The 18,553-nt window shown below is 36.8% G+C and carries 21 protein-coding genes; 2 read left to right on the forward strand and 19 right to left on the reverse strand.

Translation table 11 applies throughout. From position 1 onward, the window contains the following. Positions 1–211: 211 nt before the first annotated feature. The gene (locus tag ASG31_RS10825; RefSeq protein WP_131725542.1) at positions 212–664 is read left to right on the forward strand and encodes a hypothetical protein; all 453 of its coding nucleotides are present in this window, start codon (positions 212–214) and stop codon (positions 662–664) included. A gap of 786 nt (positions 665–1,450) precedes the next feature. Here ASG31_RS10825 and gcvP read toward each other — a convergent pair. From gcvP to ASG31_RS10915, 17 genes are all read right to left on the reverse strand, one after another. After that, positions 1,451–4,309 carry an aminomethyl-transferring glycine dehydrogenase gene (gene gcvP / locus ASG31_RS10835; protein ID WP_056032040.1) on the reverse strand — a complete coding sequence of 953 codons (2,859 nt, stop codon included), beginning with the start codon at positions 4,307–4,309 and terminating at the stop codon, positions 1,451–1,453. Between the two features lie 473 nt (positions 4,310–4,782). Beyond that, positions 4,783–5,430, reverse strand: coding sequence for a J domain-containing protein (locus ASG31_RS10840; protein WP_056032043.1), 648 nt, complete (start codon positions 5,428–5,430; stop codon positions 4,783–4,785). A 393-nt stretch (positions 5,431–5,823) separates the two neighbouring features. Next, the gene (locus tag ASG31_RS10845; protein ID WP_056032046.1) at positions 5,824–6,096 is read right to left on the reverse strand and encodes a hypothetical protein; all 273 of its coding nucleotides are present in this window, start codon (positions 6,094–6,096) and stop codon (positions 5,824–5,826) included. A gap of 192 nt (positions 6,097–6,288) precedes the next feature. Beyond that, a complete protein-coding gene (locus tag ASG31_RS10850) occupies positions 6,289–6,636 on the reverse strand; it encodes a hypothetical protein (RefSeq protein WP_056032049.1) in 348 nt (115 codons plus the stop codon). 10 nt (positions 6,637–6,646) lie between these two features. After that, positions 6,647–7,225: an RNA polymerase sigma factor gene (locus tag ASG31_RS10855; protein ID WP_056032053.1), complete on the reverse strand. Its 579-nt coding sequence runs from the start codon at positions 7,223–7,225 to the stop codon at positions 6,647–6,649. Positions 7,226–7,569: 344 nt separating this feature from the next. Continuing rightward, complete coding sequence (locus ASG31_RS10860) at positions 7,570–8,013, reverse strand: SRPBCC family protein (RefSeq protein ID WP_056032055.1); 444 nt, start codon at positions 8,011–8,013, stop codon at positions 7,570–7,572. A gap of 200 nt (positions 8,014–8,213) precedes the next feature. Beyond that, complete coding sequence (locus tag ASG31_RS10865) at positions 8,214–8,642, reverse strand: hypothetical protein (protein ID WP_056032580.1); 429 nt, start codon at positions 8,640–8,642, stop codon at positions 8,214–8,216. Positions 8,643–8,806: 164 nt separating this feature from the next. Then, positions 8,807–9,667, reverse strand: coding sequence for a VOC family protein (locus ASG31_RS10870; protein WP_056032058.1), 861 nt, complete (start codon positions 9,665–9,667; stop codon positions 8,807–8,809). 9 nt (positions 9,668–9,676) lie between these two features. Further along, on the reverse strand, positions 9,677–9,913 hold the full coding sequence (locus ASG31_RS10875) for a hypothetical protein (protein WP_082504543.1): 237 nt from the start codon (positions 9,911–9,913) through the stop codon (positions 9,677–9,679). A 194-nt stretch (positions 9,914–10,107) separates the two neighbouring features. Next, entirely contained in the window at positions 10,108–10,521 is a 414-nt protein-coding gene (locus tag ASG31_RS10880) for an SRPBCC family protein (protein ID WP_056032061.1), read from the reverse strand. Positions 10,522–10,616: 95 nt separating this feature from the next. Next, positions 10,617–11,054 carry a VOC family protein gene (locus ASG31_RS10885; protein ID WP_056032064.1) on the reverse strand — a complete coding sequence of 146 codons (438 nt, stop codon included), beginning with the start codon at positions 11,052–11,054 and terminating at the stop codon, positions 10,617–10,619. Positions 11,055–11,221: 167 nt separating this feature from the next. Further along, complete coding sequence (locus ASG31_RS10890; RefSeq protein WP_117585843.1) at positions 11,222–12,004, reverse strand: alpha/beta fold hydrolase; 783 nt, start codon at positions 12,002–12,004, stop codon at positions 11,222–11,224. A 72-nt stretch (positions 12,005–12,076) separates the two neighbouring features. Continuing rightward, positions 12,077–12,601: a hypothetical protein gene (locus tag ASG31_RS10895; protein WP_056032070.1), complete on the reverse strand. Its 525-nt coding sequence runs from the start codon at positions 12,599–12,601 to the stop codon at positions 12,077–12,079. 154 nt (positions 12,602–12,755) lie between these two features. Continuing rightward, positions 12,756–13,163, reverse strand: a complete 408-nt coding sequence (locus tag ASG31_RS10900) for a VOC family protein (protein ID WP_056032073.1) — start codon at positions 13,161–13,163, stop codon at positions 12,756–12,758. A gap of 78 nt (positions 13,164–13,241) precedes the next feature. Next, a complete protein-coding gene (locus tag ASG31_RS10905; RefSeq protein WP_056032076.1) occupies positions 13,242–13,826 on the reverse strand; it encodes a Crp/Fnr family transcriptional regulator in 585 nt (194 codons plus the stop codon). Between the two features lie 132 nt (positions 13,827–13,958). Then, the gene (locus ASG31_RS10910) at positions 13,959–14,552 is read right to left on the reverse strand and encodes a hypothetical protein (RefSeq protein ID WP_131725543.1); all 594 of its coding nucleotides are present in this window, start codon (positions 14,550–14,552) and stop codon (positions 13,959–13,961) included. 83 nt (positions 14,553–14,635) lie between these two features. Continuing rightward, entirely contained in the window at positions 14,636–15,076 is a 441-nt protein-coding gene (locus ASG31_RS10915; RefSeq protein WP_410493191.1) for an RNA polymerase sigma factor, read from the reverse strand. Between the two features lie 185 nt (positions 15,077–15,261). On the opposite strand from ASG31_RS10915, the gene ASG31_RS10920 reads away from it, so the two are divergent. Next, entirely contained in the window at positions 15,262–16,092 is an 831-nt protein-coding gene (locus tag ASG31_RS10920) for an alpha/beta fold hydrolase (protein WP_056032082.1), read from the forward strand. 62 nt (positions 16,093–16,154) lie between these two features. Here the strand turns inward: ASG31_RS10920 and ASG31_RS10925 are convergent, their stop codons facing one another. Then, a complete protein-coding gene (locus tag ASG31_RS10925; protein ID WP_056032586.1) occupies positions 16,155–16,571 on the reverse strand; it encodes a VOC family protein in 417 nt (138 codons plus the stop codon). A 225-nt stretch (positions 16,572–16,796) separates the two neighbouring features. Continuing rightward, the gene (locus ASG31_RS10930) at positions 16,797–18,425 is read right to left on the reverse strand and encodes an NADP-dependent glyceraldehyde-3-phosphate dehydrogenase (RefSeq protein ID WP_056032085.1); all 1,629 of its coding nucleotides are present in this window, start codon (positions 18,423–18,425) and stop codon (positions 16,797–16,799) included. Between the last annotated feature and the right edge of the window lie 128 nt (positions 18,426–18,553).

Raw genomic sequence — 18,553 nt, forward strand, 5'->3', positions numbered from 1 at the left:
TTACAGCAGGTTGACAGAAATTTAATTTGTTGGAAATCATTGGGGGAATGACTTGATAATATATTTTAATGAAGCTTAAAACTTATTTTTCTTCAGAAACGAAATTGTCTGAAGGGATTTTAATAAATCAACTGTTGAAGATTTTTGTTATATTTGGTTATAGTTTGGATTGATGCGATGTGTCAATCTGAAAGTTAGCTGTAATATTAAAATGAAACTGCACGAAACGAAATTTAACGAAATCAAAAAATTACTAAAAGATAAACTTGGCGAGGAAGTTATTGCGTATGAGGAACACGGAACACAATTTATTGAAATAAAAAATACTAAATTTTGGTTAACAATTGACGAAAATGAATTCACTGTTGGATATGGCTTAAATCACACACATTTTAGTGAAGAATATGATAATTTGTTTGAAGGTATAATTCAAGCATTTGATTTATTAACGAACAAAGTAAAGACAACAAATTTTATAAAGGGAAATACAATTTTCAAAACCATAATTGAGATAGAATATCCGAATTTACAATTTGTAACTATTGGAGAAATAGGTATTATATTTTTCCCATATTGGAAAAAAACAAAAATTGTAAATTCTATATCCAATCCAGTGATTGATAAAAAAGAAATTGAAAACGAAGTGAATAAAATAATTAACTGAAAATTTTACGGCTAACATGAATTGTGTAAAAAACAAACATTTTAAGCACTTTTTACAATAAAGCAATATTTAAAAAGCTGTATCCTAACAAGACTATAAGGTAAAACAAAAAATTTTTCTGAATCAAAGCCACAATAAAAATTCATATGAAATTTTAGTTTATGATTTTACTGGAGAAGTCTATGCGATTTGTCCGAATTGTGATAAAAAAGCAATCGTAAAATCTGAAAAATTTTATGATGAAAAATATGAAAGTAATTTGTACGAATTGCGGGTTTAATAAAACTCCTGAAAAAGAATATAGTGGACATTCAAACATAAAAATCCAAATAAATTATTAAAAAATATAGTTATAATTAGAGGAGGAACTGACCCATATTTTCAATTACCATTATGGTTATCAATGAACGTTGGAGAAAAATTTATTTTGGGCATATAATTATGAACATTTGAACTTTATCAAGGTCTTTGTTTCTGTTAAATTGAGAGAAAGAAATATTGAAAATATGAGTAACAAAAGCTTAGGAAGCAGGTTACCAAAATGGATTACATCACATAAAAATAGAGATTTAATCCTGAAAGCTATCGAAAAAACTTGAAAAAAAATAATACTGATGGCAGCATGAACTGTGCAAACATAAATCAAAACCCAATGACAGTTCTCAAAAGAATTTATTACTATCAAAAGTAAATGGTTTTAAACAAAACTCCACTCAAAACTATTCCACGATAACAGAAAAATCCCTCTCAAAACTGAAAGGGATTTATTATATAAAAAACTTTTAATTACATATAAGCTTCAATAGGCTCACAAGTACAGACTAAGTTTCTGTCTCCGTAAGCTTCATCAACTCTTGAAACTGAGGCAAAGAATTTGTGCTCTCTTACCCATTCTAATGGATAAGCTGCTTTTTCTCTGCTGTATGGCTTGTCCCATGAATCAGAAATAACGATCTGCTCCGTGTGAGGAGCATTTTTCAATACGTTGTTGGCCTGGTCTGCTTCTCCGTTGGCAATCTCATCGATTTCCTGTTTGATGGCGATAAGAGCTTCAGCAAAACGGTCAATTTCAGCTTTATTTTCAGATTCTGTAGGTTCAATCATTAATGTTCCTGCAACCGGGAAAGAAACCGTTGGTGCATGGAAACCGTAATCCATCAATCTCTTTGCAACGTCTGCAACCTCAATCCCTAACGATTTGAACTGTCTGAAATCTACGATACACTCGTGAGCCACTCTTCCTTCGGTATTTGAATATAAGATTGGGAAATGTTCTGCTAAAATTTCTTTTAAATAGTTGGCATTTAAAATAGCGTGCTCGGTTGCTTTTTTCAGCCCGTAGGTTCCCAGCATTTTAATGTAAGAATAAGAAATATTCAGAATCAAACCTGAGCCGTACGGCGCAGCTGAAATACCTTCAATAGAATCCTTAGTTCCGATTTTAATATTGGCATTTGAAGGCAGAAATGGAACCAAATGTTTAGCCACGCAAATTGGGCCTACACCAGGACCTCCACCTCCGTGAGGAATTGCGAAAGTTTTGTGAAGATTTAAGTGACAAACGTCTGCTCCAATATTTCCCGGACTTGTAAATCCTACCTGAGCGTTCATGTTGGCTCCGTCCATATACACCTGTCCGCCATGCTCGTGAACAAGTGCAGTAATTTCTTTAATGTTGGCATCAAAAAATCCGTAAGTTGACGGATATGTGATCATTACCGCAGACAGATTTTCAGAATGAGCCTCAGCTTTCGCCTTGAAATCTTCATAATCAATTTCTCCGCTCTCCAGGTTTTTAACAACCACAATTTTCATCCCAGCCATTGCTGCAGAAGCAGGATTGGTTCCGTGTGCAGACTGAGGAATCAACACCACATTTCTGTGATCTTCACCTCTTGATTTGTGATATTCTCTAATCACCATCAGACCTGCATATTCTCCCTGTGCACCGGAGTTTGGCTGAAGAGAAGTACCTGCAAAACCTGTGATTTCAGATAAGTCTTTTTCAAGCTCACGAATCATTTCCTGATATCCTTTGGCCTGCTCTACCGGTACAAAAGGATGTACACTTCCCCACTCACCCCATGAAAGAGGCAACATCTGAGTTGCTGCGTTCAGTTTCATCGTACAAGACCCCAAAGAAATCATTGAGTGCGTTAAAGAAAGGTCTTTTCTCTCCAAACGCTTGATGTAACGCATCAGCTCTGTTTCAGTATGGTATTTATTAAACACTTCTTCCGTCAGGATTTCGTCTTTTCTCAACAAATCATCCGGAATGCTGCATTCCTCTTTCAATTCTAATTTTGAAACCTGCTTATCTTTAAAGTAACCGAATGAAGTCATCAAAACGTCAAGCTTTTCAACTGTAGAACTTTCGTTAATGGCGATACTTACAACACCTTCAGTGAAATAATTCAGATTGATCTTGTGATCTTTCATCATTCTCTGAAGTCTTGTTTTATCATCTTCACTCATGAAAACTTTTACAGTGTCAAAGATTGGCTCCTGAGCTACATCATAGCCTAAAGTAATCAATCCGTTTTTAAGCGCATTGGCTTTAAAGTGAATCTGATCTGCGATGAAATTCAATCCTTTCGGTCCGTGATAAACAGCGTACATTCCAGCCATTACTGCCAAAAGAACCTGCGCTGTACAGATATTTGAAGTTGCTCTTTCTCTTTTGATGTGTTGCTCTCTGGTCTGTAAAGCCATTCTCAATGCACGTTTTCCGTAAGCATCCTGAGAAACCCCAATAATTCTACCGGGAATATCTCTTTTGTACTCTTCTCTACATGAGAAAAATGCTGCGTGAGGACCACCGTAACCCATTGGTACACCAAATCTCTGTGAAGTTCCTACCGCGCAGTCTGCACCCATAGAAGCCGGAGATTTCAGTTTAACCAAAGCCATCGGGTCACATGCTAAAACAACCTGCAGGTCTAATTTTTTATATTCAACGGTATCTTCTGTATAATCTAAAACGATTCCGTTTTTACCTGGATACTGCAATAAAACGCCATAGAAAGAAGCATCCAACTGCTGCGTTTTGTGATCTCCCTGTACGATTTCTATTTCTAAACCTTCTGCTTTCGTTTTAAGAACTGAAACAGTTTGAGGTAACACCAAATCTGAAATAAAGAACTTGTTTGCTCCAGATTTTTTCTGATCTTTCGTTCTGTTGTTGAAGAACATGTGCATTGCTTCAGCGGCTGCCGTAGATTCGTCCAGCAGTGAAGCGTTTGCCAAAGCAAAACCTGTCAAATCGCAAATTACGGTCTGATAATTCAATAATGCTTCTAATCTTCCCTGTGCAATTTCTGCCTGGTAAGGTGTATAAGCAGTGTACCAGCTTGGGTTTTCAAAAATATTTCTTTTGATTGCCGCAGGCAAAAGTGTGTTGTGATATCCAAAACCGATGTAATTGGTAAAATCAGCATTTTTCATAGCCAGTTCTTTTGAATGACGAATCATTTCGTATTCTGAAAGAGGTTCTGAAATGTCTAAATCTTTCGCTAAACGGATGGAATCAGGAATTGTTTGAGAAATCAACTCTTCAATACTTGAAACGCCCACTCTTTCCAGCATCGCCTGTTTATCGGCTTCATTCATGGAAATGTGACGGTTCACAAACTGTTCTGTATTCATTTTTTATATTAGATTTTGTATGTAAAAAAGATTCGTAAAACTACATTTTTTTAGCTGAATGTACAACCTATATTAACTTAATATGAAATCGTCAGAATCAATAATCTGGCAAGATCATTCTGCTAATATTTAGGAAAAAATTATTTAAATCATAGCTTAAAACCGCTGAGAGTCAAGGGATAAATTTTTTTTAAAATATATTAATTATATTTATTCTAAATTAATATATTTGCACTATGAATATGATCGTTCCTTTCAAAATTGCTCCGTTGGCACCCGCGTTCAACCTGAAAAGTGAAGAAATGTTTTGTGGCGACAAAAAATCGTGTTGCAAAAAATTCAAAAAAGGCAAACGCTGCAAGAAATGCCCTGGGAATAAGAAGCTGGCGTAAAGCTGGGTGTTGGATGCTGGGTGATGGAAGTATGCAATTCGGAAACTTTGAACTATGAATCTTGAATTTTAAACCTTGGATTTACGCAGAATCAATAATCCAAAAATAAATAAGAATTGCTAAAATAATAATTCCCCAGATCAAAAACATGATCTTAGGCAAACCTCTTTTATTAATCACAGTTCTGGGTTGCGACTTAAACAATTCTTCCGCTTTATCTCTGAATTTTTCACCGTCAGATTCAAAAACTTCTGTAATGGTGATGCCCTGAACGACGGTTTTATGCAAAAGCGAATTCGTTGCATGAAGCAGCAACTGGAATTTTCCGTTTTTAAATTCTGTTATTTTAAAAATCCTTTCACCGTACACTTTTTCCAGTCCGAAAGGCAAAACTTTTACCACATCGGCATTCTGAGTCTGCCATGTTATAATTATTTCCTCACCTTTTTTCGCATGAATTTTATTGGCAGAAAAAGTCTTTATTGAAGGCGGAACATTGTATCTGAAACTTTTCTGCTGACTATCTAAATTCTGATCGTAGGTGATTCTTCTGCCTTTATCGCTAAGAGTTTCGTAGGCCTCCTGAATTTCTTTAAAACGGTCGGCAAAAAAATCGTCGTTTTGGTTTTTGTCGGGATGGTATTTTAATGAAAGTTTCCGGTAAGATTTTTTGATGTCTTCATCTGAAGCATCGTGAGAAATCCCGAGAAAATAGTAGTAGTCTTTCATTTAAGCTAACAAAAATAAGGATTTTTGTTTTTATGGACGTGAATAAGTATTCTTTTTTAACGCAAAGATCGGTAAGATTCTTTCTAATTCTTTGCGCATATTTTCGTTCGCAAAACGAAGTTTCGCCGATTCGAATGTCTTAAAACTAAAAAATGAGGCAAAGGCTTTCTACTCAGCAAGTGATAGCAGTGTTATTTAGTTTTTATTTTGAGTGAAAGATTATCGTACTTGTCATTCCGGAGGAAATCTCAACACCGTATCTAAATAATTGCCGAGATTCCTCCGGAATGACAGACGTTGCGTTGATTTTAATAAAAGTGCATTCATGGCAAAAAAAATTCCGACACATTTCTGTATCGGAATTAAACAATTTCAATTGAGTTGCTTCCTTTTTTATGCTTCGAAGAGTTCTTCTTTTCTGCCGGATTTTCTGCTGCAACATTTCGAAGCAAATTCTTTTTTAAACTTTCCTTTCAGTTCCTGATACTGCTCCTCATCCATTTCTCTGATTTTGTCAGCCAAACCGAAAGGCGATTTTTCTTTGATTCCGTATTCATTAAAAATACCTTTCACGAATCTTTTTCTTTCAATTACTTTTTTGGCAATTCCTGCAATTCCTGCAACGGCTACTGCCCCTAAAATACCTTTTAACACTGAATTTTTCATTTTCTTAAATTTTAAATTTTACTACTACAAAGCTGTCGCCTCTCTGAGGCTTTTTTATTTAGACGGGCTTGCGCTAAACTTTACTTTACTACTTCATATGTCTTTTTTATTGTTTTTAAAGGCCATATGCAATCTTCACCTTACAATATCAAAAAACTATAATATTTCATAGCGATTTTTAAAAATTTTAAATTACCCGTTTGTTCTTTTGTTGCGGTTAAAGAATCCACTTTCGCATTTCTGTCTCCACACTTCCTTGAATTTCTCTTTTTCCTCGTCAGACATTCCTTCCATTTTATGCTGCAAATGCTTTTCTTTCATATCTCTCATTCCTCTTCCGAATTTCCCGTGAAAACCTCCGAAAAGAATTTTACTCAACACCAGAATCCCCATCGCCTGCCAGTAATTAAGCGTTTTTACACCGATTACTTCCGGCAAAATGCAGTTCCAAAGCCACATCACAATCAGCGCAACGGCAAGGAAAATCAAGGGCGGACATAAAATTAAAAGGGCCCAGCTTTTTTTATATTTATTATTCATCTTATTTATTTCAATTATTTAAATCTTCGTACAACTGTCTCAATCTGTTTCTCAAATGTTTCACCGCATAATTTTTCCGGCTGATAATGGTTTTGATGTTTTCACCCTGTTCATCGGCAATTTGCTGTAAGGTCTTGTCGTTGAGTTCGTTTTCTGTGTAAACCAGTCTCTGTTTTTCCGGCAACTCATCCAATGCTTCAAAAAGCTTTTTCCAGATTTCATCCTGAAACATTTTCACTTCCGGGCCGGCACTGTCGTCCATCAGAAGAATATCTTTAATAGAAAATTCGCCATCTTCATCTTCGTAGACGAAATCCTCAAGATTTTCAGTTTTCTTTTTACGGTATTTGTCGATGATTTTATTGGATGTCACGCGGTAGAGCCATCCACCCACATTTACAATTTCCGAAAGATTGGTCAAACTGCTGAACTGATACCAGACCTCCTGCAGAATATCTTCCGCGTCTTCGGTGTTTTTCACTTTTGGGCGAATAAAAGACATCAGTTTTCCGCCGTAATTCGATACGGTCTGCGAGATGATATTTTCTTTCTCCTTCTGTGGCATTGTTATTTTCTCGGCAATCTCCATATTGCTATGACGATTGTGATTTTTATTTTACTTTAATGAATGTAAAGATTTTTTCTGACATTACAATTTTCCTCTTTCAATCGTGTTTTTATAGATTTTTTTAGGAGCTAATCCGGCTATCCACTATTACTCCTCACGCCATCGCTTCTGCCTTGGCCTGCTGTGGGGTAACCGTTACTATCCGGGCTAGGAGACAATTCCGCTTAATTTTAAACGTGTTTTTCCGCTAAAACCTGTAAATCTAAATCTTTTTATCATTAGAAAATTCAACAGTATACAAACAACACTGCCAGCGTTTGAAACGCTGGCAGGGATCACTCAGTTTTATCGTATTTTTAAACTTATTAATTGCCCTCAGCAATCTTTTTCACCACTTCAAGTCCTTTTGTAAAGCCGGTTGCAATGTGTTCCTCCCATTCCTTTTCCACCTGAACTTCTACGTGAAGTTTGGTCTGTGCATCATAATCGATAAGAAAATATTTCTCTGAACAACCACTCCACTGCTTGATTTCCATGCTTTCGGTATCTTCCACGCCGTCTTTGTCAACCATGCCCAAATGTTTAAAAACAACCTGATTGGGTTTTTCCAGACTGCCAATCGTAGACACCATTCCTGCGCCTTCCTGATTGACAAAATAGGTTTTTCCATTCACCTGCCAATCTGTTTTCATCTGCGATCCCGGGCTGAAAAACTGCGTCCACTGTCCATAATTTTCGCTTGCGAAAAGTGCGTCCCAGACCTTTTCTTTTGGAGCATTGATGATGATTTCGTAATCTAATGTTTCCATATTTTTGTTTTTTTAAATTAATTTAAAATAATTCTCAATTTTATTTCATATAAATTGACATAAAAACAGTTGAAATTACTGATTCTATTCAAACCCAAATTTTAAATTCCCGATTCTACAGCAAAGATTAAATCATTTTTCAATACAGATTAAAGATGCATTTTTGCGAAAATTCGAAGAAATTCAGGTCATTTGTAGAATTACAATTGATTTTCAGCAAGATGCTTCACATTTTGAATAGCCATCGGAACCTTTTCTTCGAAAAAGCTTTTAAATTCTTCAGAGCTTTTGATTTCCAATGTCAGTTTTGTAAAATATTCTGTTTCTTCAAGAAAATAAGATTCGGTAGCATCGCCCCAATCCATAGGCGTTTCAATACCGCTGTAAATTTCTCCCAAATGCAGAAAAACCATTTCTTTCTGAGGAATATTTTTTACTACTTTGCTGAACATTCCGTTATTTTCGGGGTCTAAAAACTGAACTTTGCTGCCTTCTTCCAGCGTTCCCATATAATAGGAACCTTCAGTAAAAGCAGAGGTCCATTGACGGAAAGATAACTCATCCCAGAGTACACTCCAGACTTTTTCTGGCGTTGCATCTATTGTAATTTCAAATTTTAAAAGTTCCATTTTCATTAAGTTAAGGTTAAGGTTGAGGCGGAAGTACGATGAATACTTATATAGTCTGCCAAACAGTTGCAAACAGCAAGCCGAAAATTATTTCCACAATCGTTTAAAAAAATCCCGTCCACATGGCTCACTATATTTTTACCGGGTTCTTTTACTTTTACCTCTTAACTCGCCGCTTCTTCCAAATCTTTAATCACAATTTTCTGCATTTTCATCATCGCCATCACCACTTTCCGGGCTTTTTCCTGATCTGCATCATTCATCAGCTCGATCAGTCTTTTAGGAACAATTTGCCAGCTAACTCCAAACGGATCTTTAAGCCAGCCGCACATGCTCTCTCTGCCTCCATTCTGGGCTAAAGAATTCCAGAGATGATCTGTTTCTTCCTGATTATCGGTCATCACCACGATTGAAACACCTTCATTAAAATCAAATTTGTGGTCATAAGAATTATCCATACAGAAAAAACTGTAACCATTGATTTCAAAGTGGGCATGCTGCACATTTTCAGGAATTTCGTGGCTCTCATTACCCACCCCTTCGCCGTATTTTAGAACTCCGACGATTTTTGAATCCGGAAATGTTCTGGTGTAAAGTTCCATTGCCTGCACTGCTTTTCCGTTGTTCTGATGAATGTACATAAGCGTGGGAACTATTTTCTGTTCGCCCTGTTTTTCGCCCAAATAAACCTGCCAGGTCACGCCAAATCTATCACGCACCCAACCGTATTTTTTACTCCACGGGTATTCGCCAAGTTCCATCAGAATGATTCCGCCATCGGCTAAGTGATCCCAATAATTCTGAACTTCGTCTGCACTTTCACACAAAACCATAAAAGAAATAGAAGCGTTTTTCTCGAATTGCGGACCGCCATTTAGCAGCATTATTTTCTGACCGAAAAGTTCAATATTCAAGACCATCTGCATATCTGCAGTGATTTTTCCACCGAAAACTTTGCAGTAAAATTCAGCTGATTCTCTCGCATCACCGTCATACCAAAGGCATGGAAATATATTGTTATTCATTACTAAAGTTTAAGATTTTAAAGTAACATTTTTTTCTTTAAGATGATTTTTAAGTTTCAGCATTGCATTTTTTCCGAAACCGTGCAGCTTCATCAGTTCAGATTCTGAAAAGCCGGAAAGTTTTTCCAGAGAATCTATTTTTTCTTTTGCCAGTGCTCTTCTTGCAGGCATGGCAATAATTCCCTGCAAAAATGAGTTCTCCAGATTCGAACTCTCCGGATTACAAGTTGTAAGGCTTTTTGCCATAATTATGAGATTAATGATGATGAAAAAATTTATCAGTTTATTTAGATAGTAAGTATTACTGAACAGAGTTTGGAAACTCTTATTTATCGCATATCCTTCGATAACCTCAGAGTGATCATTCCTATATTCAGATATTTTCAGACCGTGCGCGTAGAAGCCTTTACTGTCAAAAACATTAGTCCGAATTTCATTACTCAATTATTTTCCACATACTTGTGAAAATTATTGAGAATAGCATACCACCCGTCGCGCTGCATTTCTGCTGAATTCTGCGTTTCAGGCTCGAAAATTTCGGTTACTTTGGTTGTGTTGCCGTCGATTTTTTCAAAAAAAACCTCTACTTTTCTTCCGTCTTCGAGGTGATACAGCAATTTTTCGTTGGGAATGATTTCATCGTAGATTCCCACCAAATCAAATCCGAAACTTCCGTCTTTGGCTTCCATTCTGTTTTTCAGTTTCCCTCCTACTTTCAAATCGTTTTCAGAACTCGGGCAATGCCAGGATTCGTGTGCAAAATTCCACTGAACGATGTCTTCGGGACTGTTAAAACACTTCCAGACCTTTTCCACAGGAGCTAAAATGGTGATGTCTATTTTTATTTTTTCCATTGTTTTGAATTTTATAATAAGTCTTTGATGAATTGTTTTGTACTTTTTTGGGATTTTACGATTTAAAAATCTGTCTTCAGGTTAAGAAATATTATTTATCCTTCGTAGCCTTGATCTGTAGAAAAATTAATCATCCAGTAGACACCAAATTTATCCTGAAAACTACCAAAGTAATCTCCCCAAAACTGGTCTTCAAGCGGCATTTCAATATTTCCACCTTCAGAAAGCATTTTGAAAATTCTGTCTGCATCTTCTCTGGAATCGGGGAAAATCGAAACGTAATTATTGTTTCCAACGGTTAAATTCTGTCCGAATGACGGCACAATGTCTGATGCCATCAAAAGGTCACCTCCCACGGGAAGTGCAATATGCATGACTCTGTTTTTTTCTTCGTCTGAAAGATTTTCGGTTCCGGGAGCGTTGCCCATTTTGCGCACGCCACCTACAAACTCACCTCCGAAAACAGATTTGTAAAATGTGAAAGCCTCTTCTGCTTTACCGTCGAAATTGAGGTAGGGATTTAATTTTGCCATGATTTTTAGGTTTAAAATTAAGATTATTTTTTTTTAGTTGGGGCTGTTTCTAATGTTTAAATGGTATTCACTTTCAATGAGACCACGAATTTTGGGACAAATGTTTTAAAAATTTAGAGGTTAAGATTTAAAGTTTACTGACAAAACATCGTTGATATCTAAAAATTCTACTTTCCATTTAGAAATTTCTCAACCTCGTTTGCTGTAAAATCTATTGTTTTGAAGTCAATATTTCCTTCAAAATCAGGCATCATGTATGAGCCGTGAGTGGCAGGAAGAATCATCAATTCAGAACCTTTTATCAGTCGCCACATTTCCACAGTATGTTCCGGTCTCGGCATATCTTTATCGCCGGAAATCAGTAATACAGGAACTTTTATTCCTTTTAAAATATCTTCACTCCAATCGGTGAAAGTCTGCATTCTTTTGCTGTCTTTTTCAAACATATTTTTGAGCGCAGACTGATCAGGATTCAATTCTAAAAAATTATCTTTCAGTGATTTCGGCATTGATTCGAATGTGATGTTTTCCATTCCGTCAAAAAAGCCATCGGGCATCCCACTTTTTTTGTAAAATGAAGAGGCAACCACCAATTTTTCAACCCTCTCAGGATATTGATGAGCGATCTGCATTACGGTATTTCCGCCATTGCTGAAACCCCAGAATGAAGCTTTATCAATTTTAAGTTTTTTCAGAAGTTCGGCTACATCTTTTGCATCCTGCTCGAACGTTTCAGGAATATCCCGATGTTCTGATCTGCCGTGATTCTGAAGATCAATGCCTATCAAAAGAAAATTTTTGTGTAATCTTGGAATGATTTCTTTAAAATCAAAACCTATCGAGCCGGCACCACCGTGAATCAAAACCAAAGGCTTTCCCGACCCGTAAATTTCGTAGTACATTTTGATTCCGTTGACCGTTTCGTATCCTTTTTTTACCGGATTTACCATTTTTGATTGTGAATGAAGCATAATTGTTGTTAAAAAAAAGAGTTGCTAGCAAAATCTTCGTCATCGCATGAGTTAATATTTCATTTCTTCATCGAAGTTGTATTTCATCCCTTCGTAGTTGAGGATTCTCCGCATGAGGCCGATTTGTCCCGAGAGGTAATCTTCACGTCCGATGCACATTCCTACGAAATTTAACACATTTTCGGGGAAGAAATCGATATTCATTCCCATTGGAAAGGCTTTATCTAAATCTTCATCAGTTGCTTCCAATAATTTATTATAAACCAGCGGAGAAATATGATGAAAACTCTTTTTGAGCTGCTCCAGCGTGGGATATTTAAAACTTTCATCCAAAGCTTTTCCTTCAGAGAAACACTGTCTGAATTCAAATTTTTCTTCCAATCCAAGTACATTTCCCATAGCATAACGCATGTCGAGGAAGTTTCCGATCATCCAGATGATGTGGTTGGTTCGGCCTTCAATTCTTTTCAAAGCATCTTCCTCAGAAATTCCGTCGAGCACCATCAGAAAATTCTGACTGTGACCGCGAAACGCCGGAATGATAATGTCTAATTTTTGTGATTTTGGTTTGTCCATATTATTTGAGATTTACGATTTTGATTTCGCACAGATTTCACAGATTGCACGGATTGCACGGATGATTTGGGGAATTAATTTGAGGTTTGAGATTTGAGATTTGACGTTTGAGGAGATTGGCTGAAAAATCTGCTAAATCTGCCCGGGTTAAAGCCTACTCTGTCGGCATTTGAGACATATCTGCAAAAGTGACGTTCCAGCCGTGGCCGTTGATATCCCAAAAAGAATTCTGGTACATCCAGCCATAGTCCTGTGGCTCTTCGTGCTGCGTGGCGCCGTTGGCAACTGCCGTATTGACGATCTGATCAACCTCCTCACGGGAATTCATTGATATGGCTACTAAAACCTGTGTGGTATCGCCCTTTGGGACGGGTCTTTCTGAAAACGTCATGAAATATTCTTCAGTAATAAACATTACGCAGATATTGTCTGCGAAGATGAAGCAGACTGCTTTTTCGTCACTGATCTGTTCATTGACTGGGAAACCGAGACGGGTCCAGAATTCTTTGGTTTTCGGGATATCTTTAACGGGAAGATTCACATAAATCTGATTGATTTTCATGCTGTAATTTTTAAATTAACTTTTATCAAAGTTACCTGATTACAGTAAAAATCCACTTGCCATAAGACAAGAATTAATTTATCCTGGATGAGAAACCAGTTCTTTGCGGATTCTGCTCAGCGAGGTGTCTGTAACTCCCAGATAGGAAGCGATTTGCTTAAGTGGAGCATACTGTACCACCTGTGGTTTCTGCTGTAAAAGATTGAGATAGCGTTTTGTTGCCGAAAGGGCAAACATCTCTACCGACCGCTGTTTATAGCTGAAAAGTTCCTGAGACATCCACGCTCTTCCCCACTCGCTTAAATTTGGAATTCTGTGGTAAAGTTCCTGGAAAACTTCAAAATCAATCTTCCACAATTCACAGTCTGTGATGCAGACAATATTCTCCTGAGTGGGAATTCTCTGAAATAATGATGACACTTCTATTACGATTTCATTTTCCACAAAAAAGTGTGTGGTAACTTCGTTTCCGTTAAAATCATTGACGAAAGATCTGGCTAAGCCTTTTTCAAGAATCAGATATTCATTTGCAGTTTTGCCTTCTTTAAGAATATATTCACCTTTCTGAAAAAATGCTTTTGTGTGAGCGTTTTTTATTTCTTCAAGTTCTTCAGGAAAGAAAAACGGAAAATCGTGATAAACGTTAAAAGCCTGTGTTGTCATTAAATTATGTTTTTTCAGCCCTTAAATTTAATTTTTTTTTCTGGAACTGAAAGTGAAATATGTGCAGTAAAAAATATTGTTCTGCTATTTTTAACCCAGTCCCTGTCTTTCATAGAACAAAATCCGGTAAAGCTATTTTTTAAGATCATCAACAAGTTTTTTGATGGTGTCTATATTTTTACCGTAAAATCTGTTAAACCACCATTTTCCTATATAATACAGAGCAAAAATGCCTGCAATCAAAGTGCCTATTGAAACAGAGGCAATCTGAATATTGGTAAGGGGAACCGGCCTTGGAATAAATTCCAGAACGATGATCATTTCGCAAACCAAAAACGGGACAAATGCAATATAAAAGGAAAGATAATACTGTTTATTAAGCTCCAGCTGATGCAGAAGATCCCGCAAACCGTCGTAAGTGCTGAGTTCAGGATTTCCCATCTCTTTATAGAGTGTAAAGAATTTAGAAAAGAAAAATGCAGTCACAAACATCATCGAAGTTACTAATAAATTGATGTAAAAATTAAATTTGAAGGGAGCCGGACTGAACGCCATTAAAACAAACGCAAAAACGAAGATTCCTACGGTGGACCAAAATTCGCCACGCATATTTTTGCGCATTTTTTCCAGAGGGAGATTAAGTGTTTTACGCTGTTCTGTACTTATTTCGGGAATGTAATCAAGATTTTCTTCATTCCAAGTATTTTTCAGGTCGTCGATATTCATACTGTTTGTTTTTATAATTTCTTGGCTGGAAGATGGGAGTTCGAAGCTGGAAGACTTCCAGCTTCGAACTCCCATCTTCCCATTTATTTATTCAAAATTTCTTTTAATTTATTTTTGGCCCGGTTCATTTTCACTCTTACGTTTCCTTCAGAAATACCCACCTGTTCAGCAATCTGTTTTCCTGAAAAATCTTCGAGATAATAAAATATGAAAGCTTTGTCTATGGCATTCAGTTGGTGCACAGCTTTGTATATTTGACTCAGTTTTTCTTCTTTTTCCCAATCATAATCATCCTGAGTAATTTTAAAATTTGAAACATCCCCGTTGGCAATAAAGCTTCTTTTCTTCTCAGATTTCAGAAATACAATTGCGGTGTTCAGGGCAATTCTGTACAGCCAGGTAGAAAATTCAGATTCTCCACGAAATTTCGGGTACGCTTTCCAAACCTGATACGTGATTTCCTGAAAAAGATCGGCACGGTCTTCAGCATCATCCATATACATTTTCGAGATCTTAAAAATGATCTTTTTATGTTTTTCGATACGTTATGTAAATTCTTTTTCGAAACTCATGGTTTTTGTTAAACTCTGATATGTTAGTCAGGATTTTAAAAAAATGTTACAGAATTTTTAAATCCTGAGATGCGAAGATGTTTTGCTGGCTCAGTATTTGTAAAAATTGAGTTACATCAAATTAAAAATTTTAAATTATGCCTTACATCACAAAAGAAAATGACAAAAATTTCAATCTTTATTACGAAGACTTCGGTTCCGGGCAGCCTATCATTTTGATTCATGGCTGGCCTTTGAGCGGCAGAAGCTGGGAACTGCAGATACCTGCTCTTACAGATTTGGGTTACCGAGTAATTACCTATGACAGAAGGGGCTTCGGGAAATCTTTACCTACAGGAGATTTGTATGATTATAATGCTTTAACGGCAGATTTACATGAATTAATCACTCAGCTGGAGCTTAAAAATGTAATCCTGATGGGCTTCTCTATGGGCGGAGGCGAAGTGGTAAGATATTTCACCAATTTTGGTTCAGAAAATATTGATAAAGTTGCCCTGATAGCATCTATAATTCCTTTGGTGAAACAGAAAAACGACAATCCGGACGGAGTTCCTGTTGCCGATCTGAATGGAATTTTAGAAAGTCTGAAAAAAGAAAGAGTAACATTCTTAGAAACATTTCACAAAAATTTCTACAATTACGGACTGTTATCACAAACTGTAAGCCAGGCACAGCTGAATTATGACTGGCAGACATCATCTCAGGCATGCCCGATGGCAACGTTAAAAACAGCCGAAGCGTGGGCTGACACAGATTTCCGATCAGAATTGGGAAATGTAGATAAAAAAACACTGATCGTTCACGGTGATGACGATAAAATTGTTCCCATTGAAACCTCTGCAAGACAGGCTGCTACAGGAATTGCAAACAGCGAACTTGTAGTCATTGAAGGCGCACCACACGGACTGAATATAACGCATGCAGAAAAACTCAATGAAATTCTGAGAAGGTTTCTGACTTCAAATTAGACATTACTATATCATTGATTCGGGCGGTCATTTTTGGCCGCCCGAATTTTTTTAATTTAGCTTTACATACCTTTTCCGACCAGTAAAACATTGAATTTATGCCCGTCAGGATCCGAAAAAACGCAATAATAATAGCCATCCTCCTGCATTTTTGCTTCTTTATGGATCTTCCCGCCTGCATTCTTAACTTTGTCAGCCCATTCATTTACCTCGTTCTCTGTATTAGCAGAGATTGAGAAGATAATTTCATTACCATTTTCCAGGTCACTTGCTTTTCCGTTCATTGCAAATTCAAGCTGTTCTTTTTCGAAAAAATGAATTACAAAATCAGATTCGCCAAAGAAAAAACTCACGATCTTTGGTTTGTCTGTTGTTTCTACACAAGAATAATTTAATTTTAAACCTAAATCTCTATAGAATATTTCTGTTCTATGAAGATTTGCTACGGCAAAATTTGCCCAGATTTGTTTGAATTTCATATTATTTTGCATTTTGATAATGTTGGAATTATGAACAAGAAGTTCACTATGCTTTTCAATATTAAGCATCTTTTTGCTTTACAAAGGAGCTAAAGCTTATAAAAGTTATATCAATTTTAATTTTTAAAACTCATTAATCTTCTGCAGGTTTATGACTTTGTGAAGCTTCCTAAATTCTGCAGGAAAAAATCTCTGTGCACTCTGTGTTTAATTATATTCTAAATCTTAAAACAGATAATCTGTACTCAGAAAATTAGAATCATGATCTCTCACAATGGTGTTCAGAAGATTTTTGTTGGAATCTGTAGCTTTTGCAGCAACCAGTGACCGAATTGAGAACGAACGCAATGCATCGAACACAGAGAGGGTACCTTCTGCACTGTCTTTTCTCCCCGTAAACGGAAATACATCCGGGCCACGCTGTGACTGACAGTTGATATTTACTCTGCTCACCAAATTGACAAAAGGATCAATAAGTTTTGAAATTTCTACGGCATCTTCACTGAAAATACTTACCTGCATCCCGTGGGAAGCATTCACTTGATATTCAATTGGTTCCTCAATACTATCAAAAGGTACAACCGGGATCACCGGACCAAACTGCTCCTCATGATACAGTTTCATTTCAGAATTTACAGGAAAGACAACGGCAGGAAAGACCAATGATTCTTCGGTAAAACCTCCGTTTTTGTTTAAAATTGCGGCGCCTTTTTTCTTTGCATCGTCAAGGCATTCTTTCAGGTAATCAGGTTTATTGGTTTCCGGAAGCGGTGTGATTTTCACATCTTTTTCCCAAGGCAGGCCTGGTTTCATTTCGCTTACCGCTTTACTCAGTTTTTGGGTAAATTCTTCTGCAACCTCTTTCTGAACAAAAATTAATTTCAAAGCCGTACATCTCTGTCCGTTAAATGACAAGGCACCCAAGAGACATTCACTCACAGCAACATCGAGATTGGCGTTTTTTGTAACAATTGCAGCATTTTTGGCATCCAGACTTAAAATTGCTCTTAGACGGTTCACTTTCGGGTGTATTTTTTTTAATCCGTTGGCTACTTTACTCGATCCGATGAAGGCTAAAACATTTACTTTTCCGCTTTCCATGATGGGAGTGATAATTTCTGAACCTTTTCCGTAAAGAGTATTCACCGTACCTTTCGGGAAGGCCTCACGGAAGGCTTTCAATAAAGGATAATGTGCCAAAACGCCGTGTTTCGGAAGTTTAAAAATAATCGTATTCCCCATAATTAATGCGGGAATAAGCGTGGTGAAGATTTCATTTAAGGGATAATTAAAAGGCCCCATACTTAAAACCACACCGAGAGGAGCTCTCCGGATCTGGGCAATTGTGCCTTCAGCCTGCTGAAAACGGGAAGATTCACGGTCAAGATCTTTTAAGGCATCAATGGTTTGGTTGATATAATCTACAGTTCTGTCGAATTCTTTTGTAGAATCCGGGAGTGTTTTTCCGATTTCCCACATCAGGAGCTTAATCACCAAGTCCCGCTCCTGAATCATGAGATAGACAAATTTCTGCATGCATTTAATTCTTGCGTCTACAGACATCGTTGGCCAATCGCCGAGGCCGTTGTCATAGGCTTTTACAGAAGCTTCCAAAACGTCCATGGCTTCTTTTACGCCGATGTTTGGGATGCTTCCCAGAAGTTTTCTTTCTAAACCATTCTCTGTGCGGATGCACACCGGAGAGTAAATATTAGTGGTTTCTCCGTTCCAGGGGACAAGTTCACCGTTGAGAAGATATTCTCTCTGATGGATTACTTCGGTTTTAAATTCTGAAGGAATTTGGTTTTCGTGTTTAAAGATTTCTCCAAAGGGATTTTCGTTGCCTGAATTCATTAGAAATAGTATTAATAGTTTTGATATTTAAAGATTAAAGTTAGTGGGAAATATTGGTTTTACAAGACAGGTTTTTACAAATTAAATTTCTATTTTATACTTCATGACACAGAATAATTTTAAGAATT

Origin of the sequence: Chryseobacterium sp. Leaf404, from assembly GCF_001424145.1 — a bacterium.
In the GTDB taxonomy this organism is placed as follows: Bacteria; Bacteroidota; Bacteroidia; order Flavobacteriales; family Weeksellaceae; genus Chryseobacterium.